Source organism: Micromonospora sp. CNZ322, from assembly GCF_007827755.1.
Genome location: NZ_VITD01000014.1, coordinates 1 through 13,529 on the forward strand (window position 1 = coordinate 1; position 13,529 = coordinate 13,529).

General features: G+C 71.2%; 14 protein-coding genes. 9 read left to right on the forward strand and 5 right to left on the reverse strand.

Annotated features, from left to right (window positions below):
* The coding region (locus tag FB453_RS26585; protein WP_186718576.1) for a C39 family peptidase at positions 1-306 on the forward strand (306 nt) is incomplete at its 5' end.
* A 67-nt stretch (positions 307-373) separates the two neighbouring features.
* Here FB453_RS26585 and recQ read toward each other — a convergent pair.
* Both recQ and FB453_RS26595 read right to left on the reverse strand, forming a co-directional pair.
* Positions 374-2,215 carry a DNA helicase RecQ gene (gene recQ / locus FB453_RS26590; protein ID WP_145794687.1) on the reverse strand — a complete coding sequence of 614 codons (1,842 nt, stop codon included), beginning with the start codon at positions 2,213-2,215 and terminating at the stop codon, positions 374-376.
* Positions 2,216-2,291: 76 nt separating this feature from the next.
* Positions 2,292-2,636 carry a hypothetical protein gene (locus FB453_RS26595; protein WP_145794690.1) on the reverse strand — a complete coding sequence of 115 codons (345 nt, stop codon included), beginning with the start codon at positions 2,634-2,636 and terminating at the stop codon, positions 2,292-2,294.
* A 282-nt stretch (positions 2,637-2,918) separates the two neighbouring features.
* On the opposite strand from FB453_RS26595, the gene rapZ reads away from it, so the two are divergent.
* From rapZ to FB453_RS26635, 8 genes are all read left to right on the forward strand, one after another.
* Positions 2,919-3,791, forward strand: coding sequence for an RNase adapter RapZ (gene rapZ, locus FB453_RS26600; RefSeq protein ID WP_112588408.1), 873 nt, complete (start codon positions 2,919-2,921; stop codon positions 3,789-3,791).
* On the forward strand, positions 3,788-4,897 hold the full coding sequence (locus tag FB453_RS26605; RefSeq protein WP_145794692.1) for a 2-phospho-L-lactate transferase CofD family protein: 1,110 nt from the start codon (positions 3,788-3,790) through the stop codon (positions 4,895-4,897). Before rapZ ends, FB453_RS26605 begins: the two co-directional genes overlap by 4 nt.
* 54 nt (positions 4,898-4,951) lie before the next feature.
* Entirely contained in the window at positions 4,952-5,932 is a 981-nt protein-coding gene (gene whiA, locus FB453_RS26610; protein ID WP_091403660.1) for a DNA-binding protein WhiA, read from the forward strand.
* Between the two features lie 267 nt (positions 5,933-6,199).
* Complete coding sequence (gap, locus tag FB453_RS26615) at positions 6,200-7,204, forward strand: type I glyceraldehyde-3-phosphate dehydrogenase (RefSeq protein ID WP_091403662.1); 1,005 nt, start codon at positions 6,200-6,202, stop codon at positions 7,202-7,204.
* Positions 7,201-8,400, forward strand: coding sequence for a phosphoglycerate kinase (locus tag FB453_RS26620; protein ID WP_088949252.1), 1,200 nt, complete (start codon positions 7,201-7,203; stop codon positions 8,398-8,400). The genes gap and FB453_RS26620 overlap by 4 nt, the downstream gene beginning before the upstream one ends.
* Positions 8,401-9,192, forward strand: a complete 792-nt coding sequence (gene tpiA, locus FB453_RS26625) for a triose-phosphate isomerase (RefSeq protein WP_112588351.1) — start codon at positions 8,401-8,403, stop codon at positions 9,190-9,192. It begins immediately after the preceding gene.
* Positions 9,193-9,288: 96 nt separating this feature from the next.
* Positions 9,289-9,549, forward strand: coding sequence for a preprotein translocase subunit SecG (gene secG / locus FB453_RS26630; RefSeq protein ID WP_030337344.1), 261 nt, complete (start codon positions 9,289-9,291; stop codon positions 9,547-9,549).
* Positions 9,550-9,689: 140 nt separating this feature from the next.
* Positions 9,690-10,031, forward strand: coding sequence for an RNA polymerase-binding protein RbpA (locus FB453_RS26635; protein WP_112588349.1), 342 nt, complete (start codon positions 9,690-9,692; stop codon positions 10,029-10,031).
* Positions 10,032-10,048: 17 nt separating this feature from the next.
* Here the strand turns inward: FB453_RS26635 and pgl are convergent, their stop codons facing one another.
* The 3 genes from pgl to zwf form a co-directional block, all read right to left on the reverse strand.
* Positions 10,049-10,819 carry a 6-phosphogluconolactonase gene (gene pgl / locus FB453_RS26640; protein ID WP_112726835.1) on the reverse strand — a complete coding sequence of 257 codons (771 nt, stop codon included), beginning with the start codon at positions 10,817-10,819 and terminating at the stop codon, positions 10,049-10,051.
* A 143-nt stretch (positions 10,820-10,962) separates the two neighbouring features.
* Complete coding sequence (locus FB453_RS26645) at positions 10,963-11,979, reverse strand: glucose-6-phosphate dehydrogenase assembly protein OpcA (protein WP_112588345.1); 1,017 nt, start codon at positions 11,977-11,979, stop codon at positions 10,963-10,965.
* Positions 11,976-13,529 (reverse strand): glucose-6-phosphate dehydrogenase, encoded by a 1,554-nt coding sequence (gene zwf, locus FB453_RS26650; protein WP_112733086.1) that lies wholly within the window; start codon positions 13,527-13,529, stop codon positions 11,976-11,978. The genes FB453_RS26645 and zwf overlap by 4 nt, the downstream gene beginning before the upstream one ends.

The following is a 13,529-nucleotide window of genomic DNA, read 5'->3' on the forward strand; positions in this document are numbered from 1 at the left end:
TACCACAGCGTGGAGATCTCCAGCCCCAACGCTGACGGTAAGCAGACCGACCGGCTGCGCGCCGACATCGTCAAGACCGTGGACGACGGCCGGGCTGTGGTCGCGAACATCGCCGGCACCAGCGTCGACACCGACGGCGGCGTGCACTCCTTCGAGGGCGGGCACTACATCAGCGTCGTGGGTTACCGCGACGGCGGGAACGTGGTGAAGATCGCCGACTCCGCCGATGCGAACACCGCCTCCTACGAGGTCACCGTCGAGCACCTCGCCGACTGGATCGCCACCCGCGGCTACGCCACCAGCTGACCCACACACCACCAGCACACACCGAAGGGCCGGACCCCCACCACGGGGCCCGGCCCTTCGGCATGCCTCAGTCAGTGGCGAGGACGGTCAGGATCTGCTCGCCGTACTTGGCGAGTTTGTTCTCGCCGACTCCGCTGACCCGGGACAGGTCGGCCAGGGTGCTGGGCGCGTCGCTGGCGATCTGTCGCAGCGTGGCGTCGTGGAAGATGACGTACGCCGGGACGCCCTGCTCCTTGGCGGTGGTCGCGCGCCAGGCTCGCAGCCGCTCGAACAGCGACGCGGCGGCCGGGGTCAGCTCGGCCACGACGGTGGACGAGCCGCGCGGCTTCGATGAGCGGCTCGATGCCGGCTTCTCCGGCTCGCGGCGCATGGTGACCGTACGGCGGCGAGCGAGGACGTCGGCGCTCGCCTCGGTCAGCGCCAGCGTGCCGTAGTCGCCCTCCACGGCGAGGAGCCCTTCGGCGAGCAGTTGCCGGACCACGCCCCGCCACTCGGCCTCGCTGAGCTCGGAGCCGATGCCGAAGACGGTCAGCGAGTCGTGACCGTACTGGCTGATCTTGTCGTTCTGCTTGCCGAGCAGGATGTCGATGCAGTGCCCGGCGCCGAAGCGCTGGTTGCGTTCGCGGTCGAGGCGGAAGACGGCGGAGAGCAACTTCTGGGCGGCGACGGTGCCGTCCCAGGACTCCGGTGGAGTGAGGCAGGTGTCGCAGTTGCCGCAGGCGGCCGTCGACGTCTCGCCGAAGTATTCGAGCAGTTGGACCCGCCGGCAGCGCACCGTCTCGCAGAGGGCGAGCATCGCATCCAGGTGCGCGGCCAGGTTGCGGCGGTGGGCGAGGTCGCCGTCGGACGTCTCGATCATCTTGCGTTGCTGGACCACGTCCTGAAGCCCGTACGCCAGCCAGGCGGTGGATGGCAGGCCGTCACGGCCGGCGCGGCCGGTCTCCTGGTAGTAGCCCTCGACGGACTTGGGCAGGTCGAGGTGGGCGACGAACCGGACGTCGGGCTTGTCGATGCCCATGCCGAAGGCGATGGTGGCCACCATGACCAGGCCGTCTTCCCGCAGGAAGCGCTGCTGGTTGCGAGCGCGGGTGCCCGCGTCCAGCCCCGCGTGGTACGGCAGCGCGGCGACTCCGTTGGCGTTGAGGAACTCCGCCGTCTTGTCGACTGAGGCCCGGGACAGGCAGTAGACGATGCCGGCGTCGCCGGGGTGCTCGTCGCGCAGCAGGGTCAGCAGTTGCTTGCGGGGCTCCCGCTTGGGCACGATCCGGTACTGGATGTTGGGCCGGTCAAAGCTGGCCACGAAGTGCCGGGCGTCGTCGAGTTTGAGCCGGGTCGCGATCTCGGTGCGGGTGGCGCTGGTCGCGGTGGCGGTCAGGGCGATGCGGGGCACCTGCGGCCAGCGCTCGTGCAGCATCGAGAGCGCGAGGTAGTCGGGGCGGAAGTCGTGCCCCCACTGGGACACGCAGTGCGCCTCGTCGATCGCGAACAGGGAGATGCGGCCCCGGTCGAGCAGGGCGAGGGTGGATCGGACGCCGAGCGCCTCCGGGGCCAGGTAGAGCAGGTCCAGTTCGCCGGCGACGAAGGCGGCCTCCACCCGCCGCCGGGCGTCCAGGGTCTGGGTCGAGTTGAGGAACCCGGCGCGTACGCCGACCGCGGTGAGGGCGTCCACCTGGTCCTGCATGAGCGCGATCAGTGGGGACACGACGACGGCGACCCCGTCGCGGACCAGGGCCGGGATCTGGTAGCACAGGGACTTGCCGCCACCGGTGGGCATCAACACCAGCGCGTCGCCGCCGGCGACCACATGGTCGATCACGTCCTGCTGGAAACCGCGGAAGGCGTCGTAGCCGAACACCCGGCGCAGCACCGGCAGCGCGTCCTCGGCCCGCAGGTCGGTGGGAGAAGCCATCCGGGGAGTCTACGAGCCCACCCCGACAGCGCCCGTCCGGCGCACCCGGGTCGGGCGGACCGGACGGGCGACGCGGTCAGCCGGGCTGGCTGGACCGGTTGGCCAGGCCGCGCGGCGGGGCCTTCATCCCCATCACGATGTCGACGATCTCGATGTAGCGGGCCTTGTTGCCCATGCGGAAGGCGGTGGCCGCCGCGTTGATCTCCTCGAGGGTGTCGGCCTCGACCATGGTGACCTGGTCGTACTTGCCGTTCACCCCGGTGCAGACGACGTGGGTGAGCTGCTTGGCGAAGCGGCCCAGGTCGCGGGCGTGCTCGGCGGAGATCTCGTGGATGCCCTCGCGGCCGAGGGCGAAGTACTCGGGGCTGATTCGCATGAACAGGAAGCCGACGTACTTGTTCTTGTCCGCCAGGTCGTGCATCGCACCCTACAGATGTCGGTCTGACCTGCGACGATCACGTTGAGCGTATTGACAACTACTGATCGTCATCAAGCGTGCGGGATGTCGGGAGGGCGACCCTCGAAGCGGTCCGCGGCCGCCGCCCGGCCACGGGTGCCGGGCCGCGACCCGGCGGCGGGATAGAGTCGCTGATTGACCAATCGCGGCCGAGGGCGGCCGCGGCGCCACGGCTTGGGGGTACGGGTGAGCGAGGCGCGCACAGCCGGTGACCGGATCGACGGCCCGGATGCCGGTGACGAGCAGATGGCGGCTGAGTCGGAGACCACCCTCGTGGTGGTCACCGGCCTCTCCGGGGGTGGCCGCAGCACTGTGGCCCGGGCGTTGGAGAACGTCGGCTACTACGTCGTGGACAACCTGCCGCAGGCCCTGATGCTGGACATGGCCGAGCTGGCGTTCAAGGCGGGCGGCGCGGCCCGGCGTACCGCAATGGTGCTGGACGTGCGGTCGCGGGCCTTCTCCACCGATCTGGCCGGGGCGATCCGGGAGCTCAAGGAGCGCGGATTCTCGCCCCGGGTGGTCTTCGTCGACGCCGACGACGAGGTGCTGATCCGGCGGTTCGAGAGCGTTCGGCGTTCGCATCCGTTGCAGGGTGACGGCCGGCTGGCCGACGGCATTGCCGTGGAGCGCGGCCTGCTGGAGGAGGCCCGTGACCAGGCCGACGTGATCATCGACACCAGCCACCTGAACGTCAACCAGCTCCGGCGCCGCATCGAGGAGCTGTTCGGCGGCGAGGACGCCCGCCGGCTGCGGGTCACCGTGTTGTCGTTCGGCTTCAAGTACGGCCTGCCACCGGACGCCGATTTCGTGTTGGACGCCCGTTTCCTGCCCAACCCGTACTGGGTTCCGGAGCTGCGTGAGCACACCGGGCGGGAGGAGGCGGTCAGCGCGTACGTGCTGGGTCAGGAGGGTGCGGACGCCTTCGTCGCCTCGTACGCCGACCTGGTCAACGCCACCACGACCGGCTTCGAGCGGGAGGGCAAGCGGTACCTCACGGTCGCCGTGGGCTGCACCGGCGGCAAGCACCGCAGCGTGGCCATCGCCGAGGAGTTGGCCAGCCGACTGCGTCACTCCGGGTTGGCGGCGAACGCCCAGCACCGCGACCTGGGGCGGGAATGACGGCCCGGCGGGTGGTGGCGTTCGGCGGCGGGCACGGCCTGTCCGCCTCGTTGCGTGCGCTGCGCCACTGCGCTCCCGAACTCGACCTCGACATCACCGCGGTGGTCACGGTGGGTGACGACGGCGGCTCCAGTGGCCGGCTGCGGGCCGAGCGGGGTGGCCTGCCGCCGGGAGATCTGCGCCAGGCGCTGGTGGCGTTGGCCGGGGACCACCCGGCCACCCGGCGCAGCGCCGGGCTGTTCCAGCACCGCTTCGCCGCCGTACCGGTGGGCGTACCCGGATCCGGCGCGACCGGCCCGGGCCCGGCGGTGGGCGACGACCCGGACCGGGACGGCGCGGCCCCGCGCGGCACGGACACAGCCCAGGGCGGCACGGACACAGCCCTGCGCGGCACCGACGGGGCGTCGGCCGGGACCGACGGTCTGACCGGGCACGCGGTGGGCAACCTGGTGCTCTGCGGCCTGATGGAGCTGCTCGGCGACCCGGTGGCCGCGCTGGAGCACGCCGGCGCGATGCTCGGCGCGGTGGGCCGGGTGTTGCCGATGTCCCGCCAACCGGTCGGCATCGAGGCGCGGGTACGCGGTGCCGACCCGGCCGCCCCGGACGAGGTGCAAACGGTCAGTGGCCAGCACCAGGTGGCCGTCACCACCGGCCGGGTTGAGTCGTTGCGCCTCACCCCGAGTGCCCCGCCGGCGTGCGCCGAGGCCATCGAGGCGATCCGGGCGGCCGATTGGTTGATCTTCGGGCCGGGCAGCTGGTACACGAGTGTGCTTCCGCACCTGCTGGTGCCGCAGTTGGCCGACGCGATCGTGTCCACCTCGGCCCGGCGGCTGGTCACGCTGAACCTCGCCGCCGAGAAGGAGACCCTCGGGCTCTCCGTCGCCGATCATCTCGCGGCGCTGCACTGGTACCTGCCCGAACTCAAGGTCGATCTTGTGCTCGCCGATGCCAAGGCGGTGGGTGACCCCGAACCGGTCGAACGTGCGGCAGAATCGCTGGGTGCCCGCCTGGTCCTCGCCCCCGTCGCCGTTGTCGACGGGACTCCCCGCCATGATCCGGCTGCCCTGGGCGCCGCGCTGGTGCCTGTCCTGGGCGCCGATCGTTAGACACGTACGTAATCTCCGGCGACACGCCGGAACAGGTCCGTGAGGGGACGCACAATGGCGATGACGGCCGCGGTCAAGGACGAGCTGAGTCGGGTCGACGTGCCCAAGCCCTGCTGCCGGCGGGCGGAGATGGCCGCGCTGCTGCGCTTCGCCGGCGGGCTGCACATCGTCTCCGGCCGCGTGGTGGTGGAGGCTGAACTGGACACCGGGGCGGTGGCTCGGCGGCTCCGCCGGGAGATCGCCGAGGTCTACGGCTACCCCAGCGAGATCCACGTGCTGGCCTCCGGTGGGCTGCGCAAGGGCAGCCACTTCATCGTGCGGGTGGTCAAGGACGGCGAGGCCCTGGCACGGCAGACCGGCCTGCTCGACGTGCGGGGTCGCCCGGTGCGTGGGCTGCCCCCGCACGTGGTGGCGGCCAACGTCTGCTGCGCGGTCGCCGCGTGGCGGGGCGCGTTCATGGCCCACGGTTCGCTCACCGAGCCGGGCCGCTCCAGCGCGCTGGAGATCACCTGCCCGGGGCCGGAGTCGGCGCTGGCGCTGGTCGGCGCGGCCCGACGCATCGGCATCACCGCGAAGAACCGTGAGGTACGCGGGGTGGACCGGGTGGTCGTCAAGGACGGTGACGCGATCGCCGCGCTGCTCACCCGGATCGGCGCGCACTCCAGCGTGCTGGCCTGGGAGGAGCGTCGGGTACGCCGTGAGGTGCGAGCCACCGCCAACCGGCTCGCCAACTTCGACGACGCCAACCTGCGCCGCTCGGCGCGGGCGGCGGTCGCCGCGGCCGCCCGGGTCACCCGTGCGCTGGAGATCCTCGCCGACGAGGCGCCCAACCACCTGACCGACGCCGGTCGGCTGCGTCTGGAGCACCGGCAGGCGTCGCTGGAGGAGTTGGGGGCCCTGGCCGACCCCCCGCTGACCAAGGACGCCATCGCGGGGCGGATCCGCCGGCTCCTGGCGCTGGCCGACAAGCGGGCCCGCGACCTTGGCATCCCGGATACGGAAGCAGCCGTCACGCCCGACATGCTCGTGGTCTGATAGGACGGTGGGGCCGCACGGTGCGCCCGGGAGCACGACCCGGCGCAGCGTGGTCTCGCACGCTCGGATAGGGTCGCTGCGTACGGCAAGGGGGCCGACACCGGCACTCCTCGTCGTGCCCCACCGCCTCGGGCGGTCAGGTCCTCAGACCGCGCGGCGGGGTGGCCGAGATGAACCGTCGACGGCCGGCTCCAACGGTCGGCGCACACCATTCCCGCCGGCCCGTTGTCTGAAGCCGGCGGACCAGAACGCGAGGAGATGGGACCTGTGACCATCCGGGTTGGCATCAACGGCTTCGGCCGAATCGGCCGTAACTTCTTCCGGGCAGTGCTGGCGTCTGACGCCGACATCGAGGTCGTGGCGGTGAACGACCTGACCGACAACGCCACGCTTGCCCACCTGCTCAAGTACGACAGCATCCTCGGTCGCCTGCCGTACGAGGTCAAGGCCACCGCCGACGAGATCACCGTCGGCGGCAGGACCATCAAGGCGTACGCCGAGAAGGACCCGTCGAAGCTGCCGTGGGGCGAGGTCGGCGCCGACGTCGTCATCGAGTCGACCGGCTTCTTCACCGACGCAACGAAGGCCAAGGCGCACGTCGACGGTGGGGCCAAGAAGGTCATCATCTCCGCCCCGGCGAAGAACGAGGACGTCACCGTCGTCATGGGTGTCAACCACGACACCTACGACCCGGCGAAGCACACCATCATCTCCAACGCCTCGTGCACCACCAACTGCCTCGCCCCGATGGCGAAGGTCCTGCACGACACGTTCGGCATCCAGCACGGTCTGATGACGACGATCCACGCGTACACCCAGGACCAGAACCTCCAGGACGCGCCGCACTCGGACCTGCGTCGTGCCCGGGCCGCCGCGCTGAACATCGTGCCGACCTCGACCGGCGCCGCCAAGGCGATCGGCCTGGTCCTGCCGGACCTCAAGGGCAAGCTCGACGGGTACGCCCTGCGGGTGCCGATCCCGACCGGCTCGGTCACCGACCTCACCGTCAACGTGGGTCGCGAGACCACCGTGGACGAGGTCAACGCCGCGCTGAAGGCCGCCGCGGACGGCCCGCTCAAGGGCATCCTGGTCTACAACGAGGACCCGATCGTCTCCACCGACATCGTGACCGACCCGGCGTCGTGCATCTTCGACGCGCCGCTGACCAAGGTTGTCGGCAACCAGGTCAAGGTCGTCGGCTGGTACGACAACGAGTGGGGCTACTCCAACCGCCTGGTCGACCTCGTCAAGCTGGTCGGTTCGTCGCTGTGAGCATCCGGACCCTCGACGACCTGCTCGCCGAGGGGGTGTCGGGTCGGCGCGTGCTGGTGCGCGCCGACCTGAACGTCCCGCTCGACAAGCAGACCGGTGCCATCACGGATGACGGCCGGATCCGCGCGGTGCTGCCGACTCTCGGCGCGCTGGTCGAGGCCGGCGCGAAGGTGGTCGTCTGCTCGCACCTGGGCCGCCCGAAGGGCGCTCCGGACCCGCAGTTCAGCCTGGGCCCGGTCGCCGGGCGGCTCGGTGAGCTGCTCGGCGCGCCGGTGCACTTCGCCACCGACACCGTCGGTGATTCCGCCCGCTCCACAGTCGCCGACCTGGCCGACGGTCAGGTCGCCCTTCTGGAGAACCTGCGTTTCAACGCCGGTGAGACCAGCAAGGACGAGGCCGAGCGGGGTGCCTTCGCCGACCAGCTGGCCGCGTTCGGCGACGCGTACGTGGACGACGCGTTCGGTGCCGTGCACCGCAAGCACGCCAGTGTCTTCGACGTGCCGGCCCGGTTGCCGCACGTCGCGGGCCGGCTGGTGCTGCGTGAGGTCGAGGTGCTCTCCAAGCTCACCGGTGACCCCGAACGCCCGTACGTGGTGGTGCTCGGTGGGTCGAAGGTGTCCGACAAGCTCGCCGTGATCGAGGCTCTGCTGCCCACTGTCGACCGGCTGCTCATCGGTGGCGGGATGTGCTTCACCTTCCTCAAGGCCCAGGGCCTGGAGGTGGGCACCTCGCTGCTGGAGAAGGACATGGTCGACACCTGCCGCAACCTGCTGGAGCGGTCCGGCGGCAAGATCATGCTGCCGGTCGACGTGGTGGTCGCGGACGCGTTCGCTCCGGACGCGGCACACGACACGGTGCGGGTCGACGGCATCCCGAGCCACCGGCTCGGCCTGGATGTCGGCCCGGAGACGGTGGCCGGCTTCAGCGCCGCGCTGTCCCAGGCGAAGACGATCTTCTGGAACGGTCCGATGGGCGTGTTCGAGATGCCGGCGTTCGCGGCGGGCACCCGGGGGATCGCCGAGGCGATCACCAAGGCCGACGCGTTCAGCGTCGTCGGTGGCGGTGACAGTGCAGCCGCGGTCCGTGCGTTGGGGCTGGACGAGTCGTCCTTCGGGCACATCTCCACCGGTGGTGGCGCCTCCCTGGAATACCTCGAGGGCAAGACCCTCCCCGGCATCGCGGCCCTGGAGAACTGAATGTCGAGCACCACCCGCCGGCCGCTGATGGCCGGCAACTGGAAGATGAACCTCAACCACCTCGAGGCCAACCTGCTGGTGCAGAAGCTGGCGGCGAGCCTCACCGAGAAGCAGCTCACCGACGTCGAGACGGTTGTGCTGCCGCCCTTCACCGACCTGCGCACGGTGCAGACCGCGGTGGACGGGGACAAGCTGCTGATCGGCTACGGCGCACAGGACCTGTCCCCGCACGCGTCCGGCGCGTACACCGGGGACATCTCCGGGCCGCTGCTGGCCAAGCTCGGCTGCACGTACGTGGTGGTCGGGCACTCCGAGCGGCGGGCCTACCACCACGAGGACGACGTGCTGGTCAACGCCAAGGTCAAGGCGGCGCTGACGCACGGCCTGACGCCGATCCTGTGCGTGGGGGAGGGGCTGGACGTCCGCGAGCAGGGCACCCACGTGGCGCACTGCTCCGACCAGCTCGACGGGGGCCTCGCTGGGCTCACCCCCGAGCAGGTGCGGCAGGTCGTGATCGCGTACGAGCCGGTCTGGGCGATCGGCACGGGCAAGACCGCGACCCCGGACGACGCCCAGGAGGTCTGCGGGGCGGTGCGTCAGCGACTGGCGGAACGCTTCGACCAGGAGACCGCCGACCAGGTTCGGGTTCTCTACGGCGGCTCGGTCAAGGCGTCCAACATCGCCTCGATCATGGCCCAATCGGACGTGGACGGGGGCCTGGTGGGGGGCGCCAGCCTGGACGCCGAGGAATTCGCTCAGATCTGCCGGTTCCCGGAGCACCTCGCCCGCTGATCGCTCGGTATCCTTGACACCGCCCGTCCGCCGGTCGGTGCCGCCGTGCCCGATCAGACCGGGCGAGGATCGCTACGAGAGGAACTGACCCCAGCCATGCCGATCTGGTTCGCATACACGTTGATCGTGTTGCTGGTCATCACGAGCATTCTGCTCACCCTGCTGATCCTGCTGCACCGCGGCAAGGGTGGCGGTCTGTCGAGCATGTTCGGCGGTGGCGTCAGCTCCAGCCTCGCCGGCTCCTCGGTCGCGGAGAAGAACCTGGACCGCTACACCGTTCTGGTGAGCGTCGTCTGGTTCGCCGCGATCGTCGGCCTCGGGCTCTGGCTGCGCCTCCAAATGAACAGCGGCGCCTGAGCAGGCTCAGTAAGTCGTACAATCTGCGCGCGGTTCGTCACTCGACGGGCCGCGCGCAGGCTTTTCTCCGCTGCACCGCGTCGCCCGCCGCTCCACCCCCGAAGACGGCGGGTCCCCTCCGACGACAGGAGCGAGCAGCCGTGCCGAATGGCAACGTTATCCGGGGAGCCCGGGTCGGGTCCGCACCGATGCGCCCGGACGAGCGGCACCAACCCGCCCCCCGACAGGACGTCAGCTACTGGTGCCGTAACGACCATCGGGTCGACATCCGGATCGCCGCGGACGTCGAACCGCCACCCGTGTGGGACTGCCCCCGCTGTGGCCTACCCGCCGGTCGGGACGCCCAGAACCCGCCAGGTCGGGTCCGCGCCGAACCGTACAAGAGCCACCTGGCGTACGTGAAGGAGCGGCGCACCGCCGAGGAGGGGGAGGCCCTGCTCGCCGAGGCGCTCGCCGCACTACGCCGTCGACGCGGCGAGTAGCGGGCTCCTCCCCGCGCTCAGCGCAGGCTGCGCAGTCGGACAGGCACGTCGGCTGCGGCCGCCCGGTCCAGCAGCCAGCGGGTGCGGTTCACGCCGTGCACGCCCGCCGCCGGCAACTGCACCGGGCCGGCGCCGGCCAACGCCATACCCACCGCGCGAGCCTTGTCTGCGCCGGCGGCCACCAGCCAGACCTCCTCGGCGGTGTTGATCGCCGCCAGGGTGAGGGTGGTCCGCGTCGGCGGCGGCTTGGGGCTGCCCCGCACCGCGCTGACCGGCCGGGTCTCGTAGCCCACCGGGTGCTCGGGGAAGACCGAGGCCACGTGGCCGTCCTCGCCGACGCCCAGCATCAGCACGTCGAAGTGCGGCAGGGTGGCGTGCCCGGGCCGGGCGGCGTGGACCAGCTCCTCCGCGTACGCGGCAGCCGCCGCCTCGGGGTCGTTGCCGGCCGGGCCGTCCGAGGCCGGCATCGCGTGCACCCGGGCCGGATCCAGTGGCACCACGTCCAGCAGGGCGGCCCGCGCCTGCGTCTCGTTGCGGTCCGGGTCACCGGCGGGCAGGAACCGTTCGTCGCCCCACCACACGTCGACCCGGGACCAGTCCACCGCGTCGCGGGCCGGCAGCGTCGCCACCGCCCGGTACACGGCCGCGGCGACCCGACCTCCGGTGAGCACCACCGAGGCTTCGCCCCGGTCGGCCTGGGCGTCAAGCAGCTTCACCAGCAACCGGGCCGCCACGGCCTGCGCCAGCAGGTCGGCGTCGGCGTGGACGGCGACACTCGCCTCACTCATGGTTACGCCTTCGTTTCCCGACCGCGAGGCGGTCGCTGTCGTGCCCGGGGCGGTGTGCCCGAGGTGGTGGGGCGAAAACCCCGGAGATTGCGGGGCAGGGCCGGTGCGTACCGGCCCTGCCCGACGTTGTGCCCCGGCTGGGCTCAGCCCTCGCCGCTCGTGCCGACGTGCGCGGTCACGCCGGCCTCGGCGCGCTGCGCGGTGGCCGGATCCTTCCAGACGTGGACCCGCTGCGCGGGGCGCTGCTCCAGCCCTCGCAGCCCGACCGTCGCGCCCAGCGCCTCCGCGTACACCTGGTCGGCGTCCAGCCGGCGCAGCTCCTCGGCCAGCTCGTCGCCGAGCGGGCGGCGCACCAGCGGCAGGGCCCGGTCGTCCTGGCCCGTCCGCCGGAACACGGCCAGGCTGTCCTCGCGGGTCAGCGTCAGCTGGTCGCCGTTGGCGCAGCTGAGCTGCACCTCCCGCATCCGAGGGAACTCGTTGCTGTCCACCCGGCGTGGGGTGATGCCGAGCCGGCTGGACAGCCAACCGGCCATCAGCGCCGCCGTCGGGTCGGTGGGAGGGGCGACGATGGTCGCCTCGGTGACCTTCGCGCTGGTGGTGTCGAACGCCCCGGCGACCAGGGTGCGCCACGGGGTGATCCGGGTCCACGCCAGGTCGGTGTCGCCCGGGGCGTAGTCACGGGCACGCTGCCGCAGCGCCTCCACCGGGTCGGCGGCCTGCGCGGAGTCGGTGATCCTCCGGTCGGCCACCACCCCGAGGAAGTCGGTGGCGATCTCCGCCGGTGGCTCACCGTGCCACCAGGTGACAACCGGTACGTCGGGAACGAGCAGCGGCATCACTACCGACTCGGCGTGCAGGGACAACCGGCCGTACATCCGGGTGACCACCGCCTCGCACGGGCCGAGCCGGCCCCCGACCACGATCTCCGCGTCCAGTCGGTTGCGGTCCCGCTCGATCTCCGAGCGGACCACCACCACGAGCCGACACGGGTGCGCGGCGGCGGCGATCGTCGCCGCGGCCTCCGCCTCCCGGACCCGCTTCTCGTCCACGACCACGATGAGGGTGAGCGCCATGCCGCTGGCCACCCCGCCGGCGCTGCGCCGCTCGGCGGCGAGCGCCTTGACCACCTCGTTGCCGGTGGTGTCCCACAGCCCGATCATGCTCGTCTCCAGGCGCGGCCCTCGCGGGCCAGCATCTCGTCGGAGGCCCGGGGGCCCCACTCTCCGGCCCGGTACGGCTCCGGGGTGGTGCCCTCCCAGGCGTGCTCCAGGGGATCGATCACCTGCCAGCTCTGCTCGACCTCGGCCGCGTCCGGGAACAGGGTGCGGTCGCCGATCAGCACGTCCAGCACCAGACGCTCGTACGCCTCGGGGCTGGACTCGGTGAACGCCTCGCCGTACTGGAAGTCCATCGCGATGTCGCGGACCTCCATGGTCGTGCCCGGCACCTTCGAACCGAACTTGAGCACCACGCCCTCGTCCGGCTGCACCCGGATGACCAGCTGGTTGTTGCCCAGCGACTCCATGTCGGCGTCGTTGAACGGCAGGTGCGGCGCCTTCTTGAAGATGATGGCGACCTCGGTGACCCGCCGGGGCAGCCGCTTGCCGGCCCGGATGTAGAACGGCACCTCCGCCCAGCGGCGGTTCTGGATGCCCAACCGCACCGCCACGTACGTCTCGGTGGTGGAGTCGGCGGGGACGTCCCGCTCATCCAGGTAACCGACAGCGCGTTCACCGCCGACCCAGCCCGGCAGGTACTGACCGCGCACGGTGTCCCGGGCGACGTCCTTGGGCAGGGTGATGGCCTTGAGCACCTTCAGCTTCTCGGTCCGGATCTCGTCGGCGTCGAAGCTGGTCGGCTCCTCCATCGCCACCAGAGCGAGGAGTTGGAGAAGGTGGTTCTGCAGCACGTCGCGGGCGGTGCCGACGGTGTCGTAGAAGCCGGCGCGGGTGCCGATGCCGACGTCCTCCGCCATGGTGATCTGCACCGAGTCGACGTACTTGGAGTTCCACAGCGGCTCGAACAGGTTGTTGGCGAACCGCAGGGCGAGGATGTTCTGAACCGTCTCCTTGCCCAGGTAGTGGTCGATCCGGAAGACGTCCTGCCGGGTGAACACGTCGTCGACGAGGTCGTTGAGCGCCTTCGCCGAGGGCAGGTCGTTGCCGAACGGCTTCTCCACGACGACCCGGCGCCAACCGCCGGACTTGTCGTTGTCGGCCATCCCGGTGCGGGCCAGCTGCTTGAGCACGACGGGGAACGCGGCCGGCGGGATGGAGAAGTAGAACGCCGCGTTGCCGGTGATGCCGTGGGTCTGACGCAGATCGTCAAGCGTCGAGGCGAGGGAGTCGAAGGCGGCGTCGTCGTCGAACGACCCGCCGACGAACTTGATGTTGCCGGCCAGCCGCGCCCACACCTCGTCGCGCCACGGGGTGCGGGCGTGCTTGCGGGCAGCCTCGCAGGCCAACGTCTCGAAGTCGCCGTCACCCCAGTCGCGGCGCGCGAAACCGAGCACCACGAAGCCCGGCGGCAACAGCCCCCGGTTGGCCAGGTCGTAGACCGCGGGGAGCAGCTTCTTGCGGGCCAGGTCGCCGGTCACCCCGAAGATCACCAGAGCGCAGGGCTCCGGGATCCGGGGCAGCCGGCGGTCCTGCGGGTCGCGCAGCGGGTTCACCGAACCGCCTCCTCGCTCCGCTTCAGTCACGTCGTCCAT

Excerpts from the sequence above, each read along its gene's own strand:
- pgl (WP_112726835.1), bottom strand. The coding sequence starts at position 10,819 with ATGAGTGAGGCGAGTGTCGCCGTCCACGCCGACGCCGACCTGCTGGCG.
- FB453_RS26605 (WP_145794692.1), top strand. The coding sequence starts at position 3,788 with ATGACGGCCCGGCGGGTGGTGGCGTTCGGCGGCGGGCACGGCCTGTCC.
- rapZ (WP_112588408.1), top strand. The coding sequence starts at position 2,919 with ATGGCGGCTGAGTCGGAGACCACCCTCGTGGTGGTCACCGGCCTCTCC.
- whiA (WP_091403660.1), top strand. The coding sequence starts at position 4,952 with ATGGCGATGACGGCCGCGGTCAAGGACGAGCTGAGTCGGGTCGACGTG.
- recQ (WP_145794687.1), bottom strand. The coding sequence starts at position 2,215 with ATGGCTTCTCCCACCGACCTGCGGGCCGAGGACGCGCTGCCGGTGCTG.
- FB453_RS26595 (WP_145794690.1), bottom strand. The coding sequence starts at position 2,636 with ATGCACGACCTGGCGGACAAGAACAAGTACGTCGGCTTCCTGTTCATG.
- zwf (WP_112733086.1), bottom strand. The coding sequence starts at position 13,529 with ATGGACGACGTGACTGAAGCGGAGCGAGGAGGCGGTTCGGTGAACCCG.
- tpiA (WP_112588351.1), top strand. The coding sequence starts at position 8,401 with ATGTCGAGCACCACCCGCCGGCCGCTGATGGCCGGCAACTGGAAGATG.
- FB453_RS26645 (WP_112588345.1), bottom strand. The coding sequence starts at position 11,979 with ATGATCGGGCTGTGGGACACCACCGGCAACGAGGTGGTCAAGGCGCTC.
- secG (WP_030337344.1), top strand. The coding sequence starts at position 9,289 with ATGCCGATCTGGTTCGCATACACGTTGATCGTGTTGCTGGTCATCACG.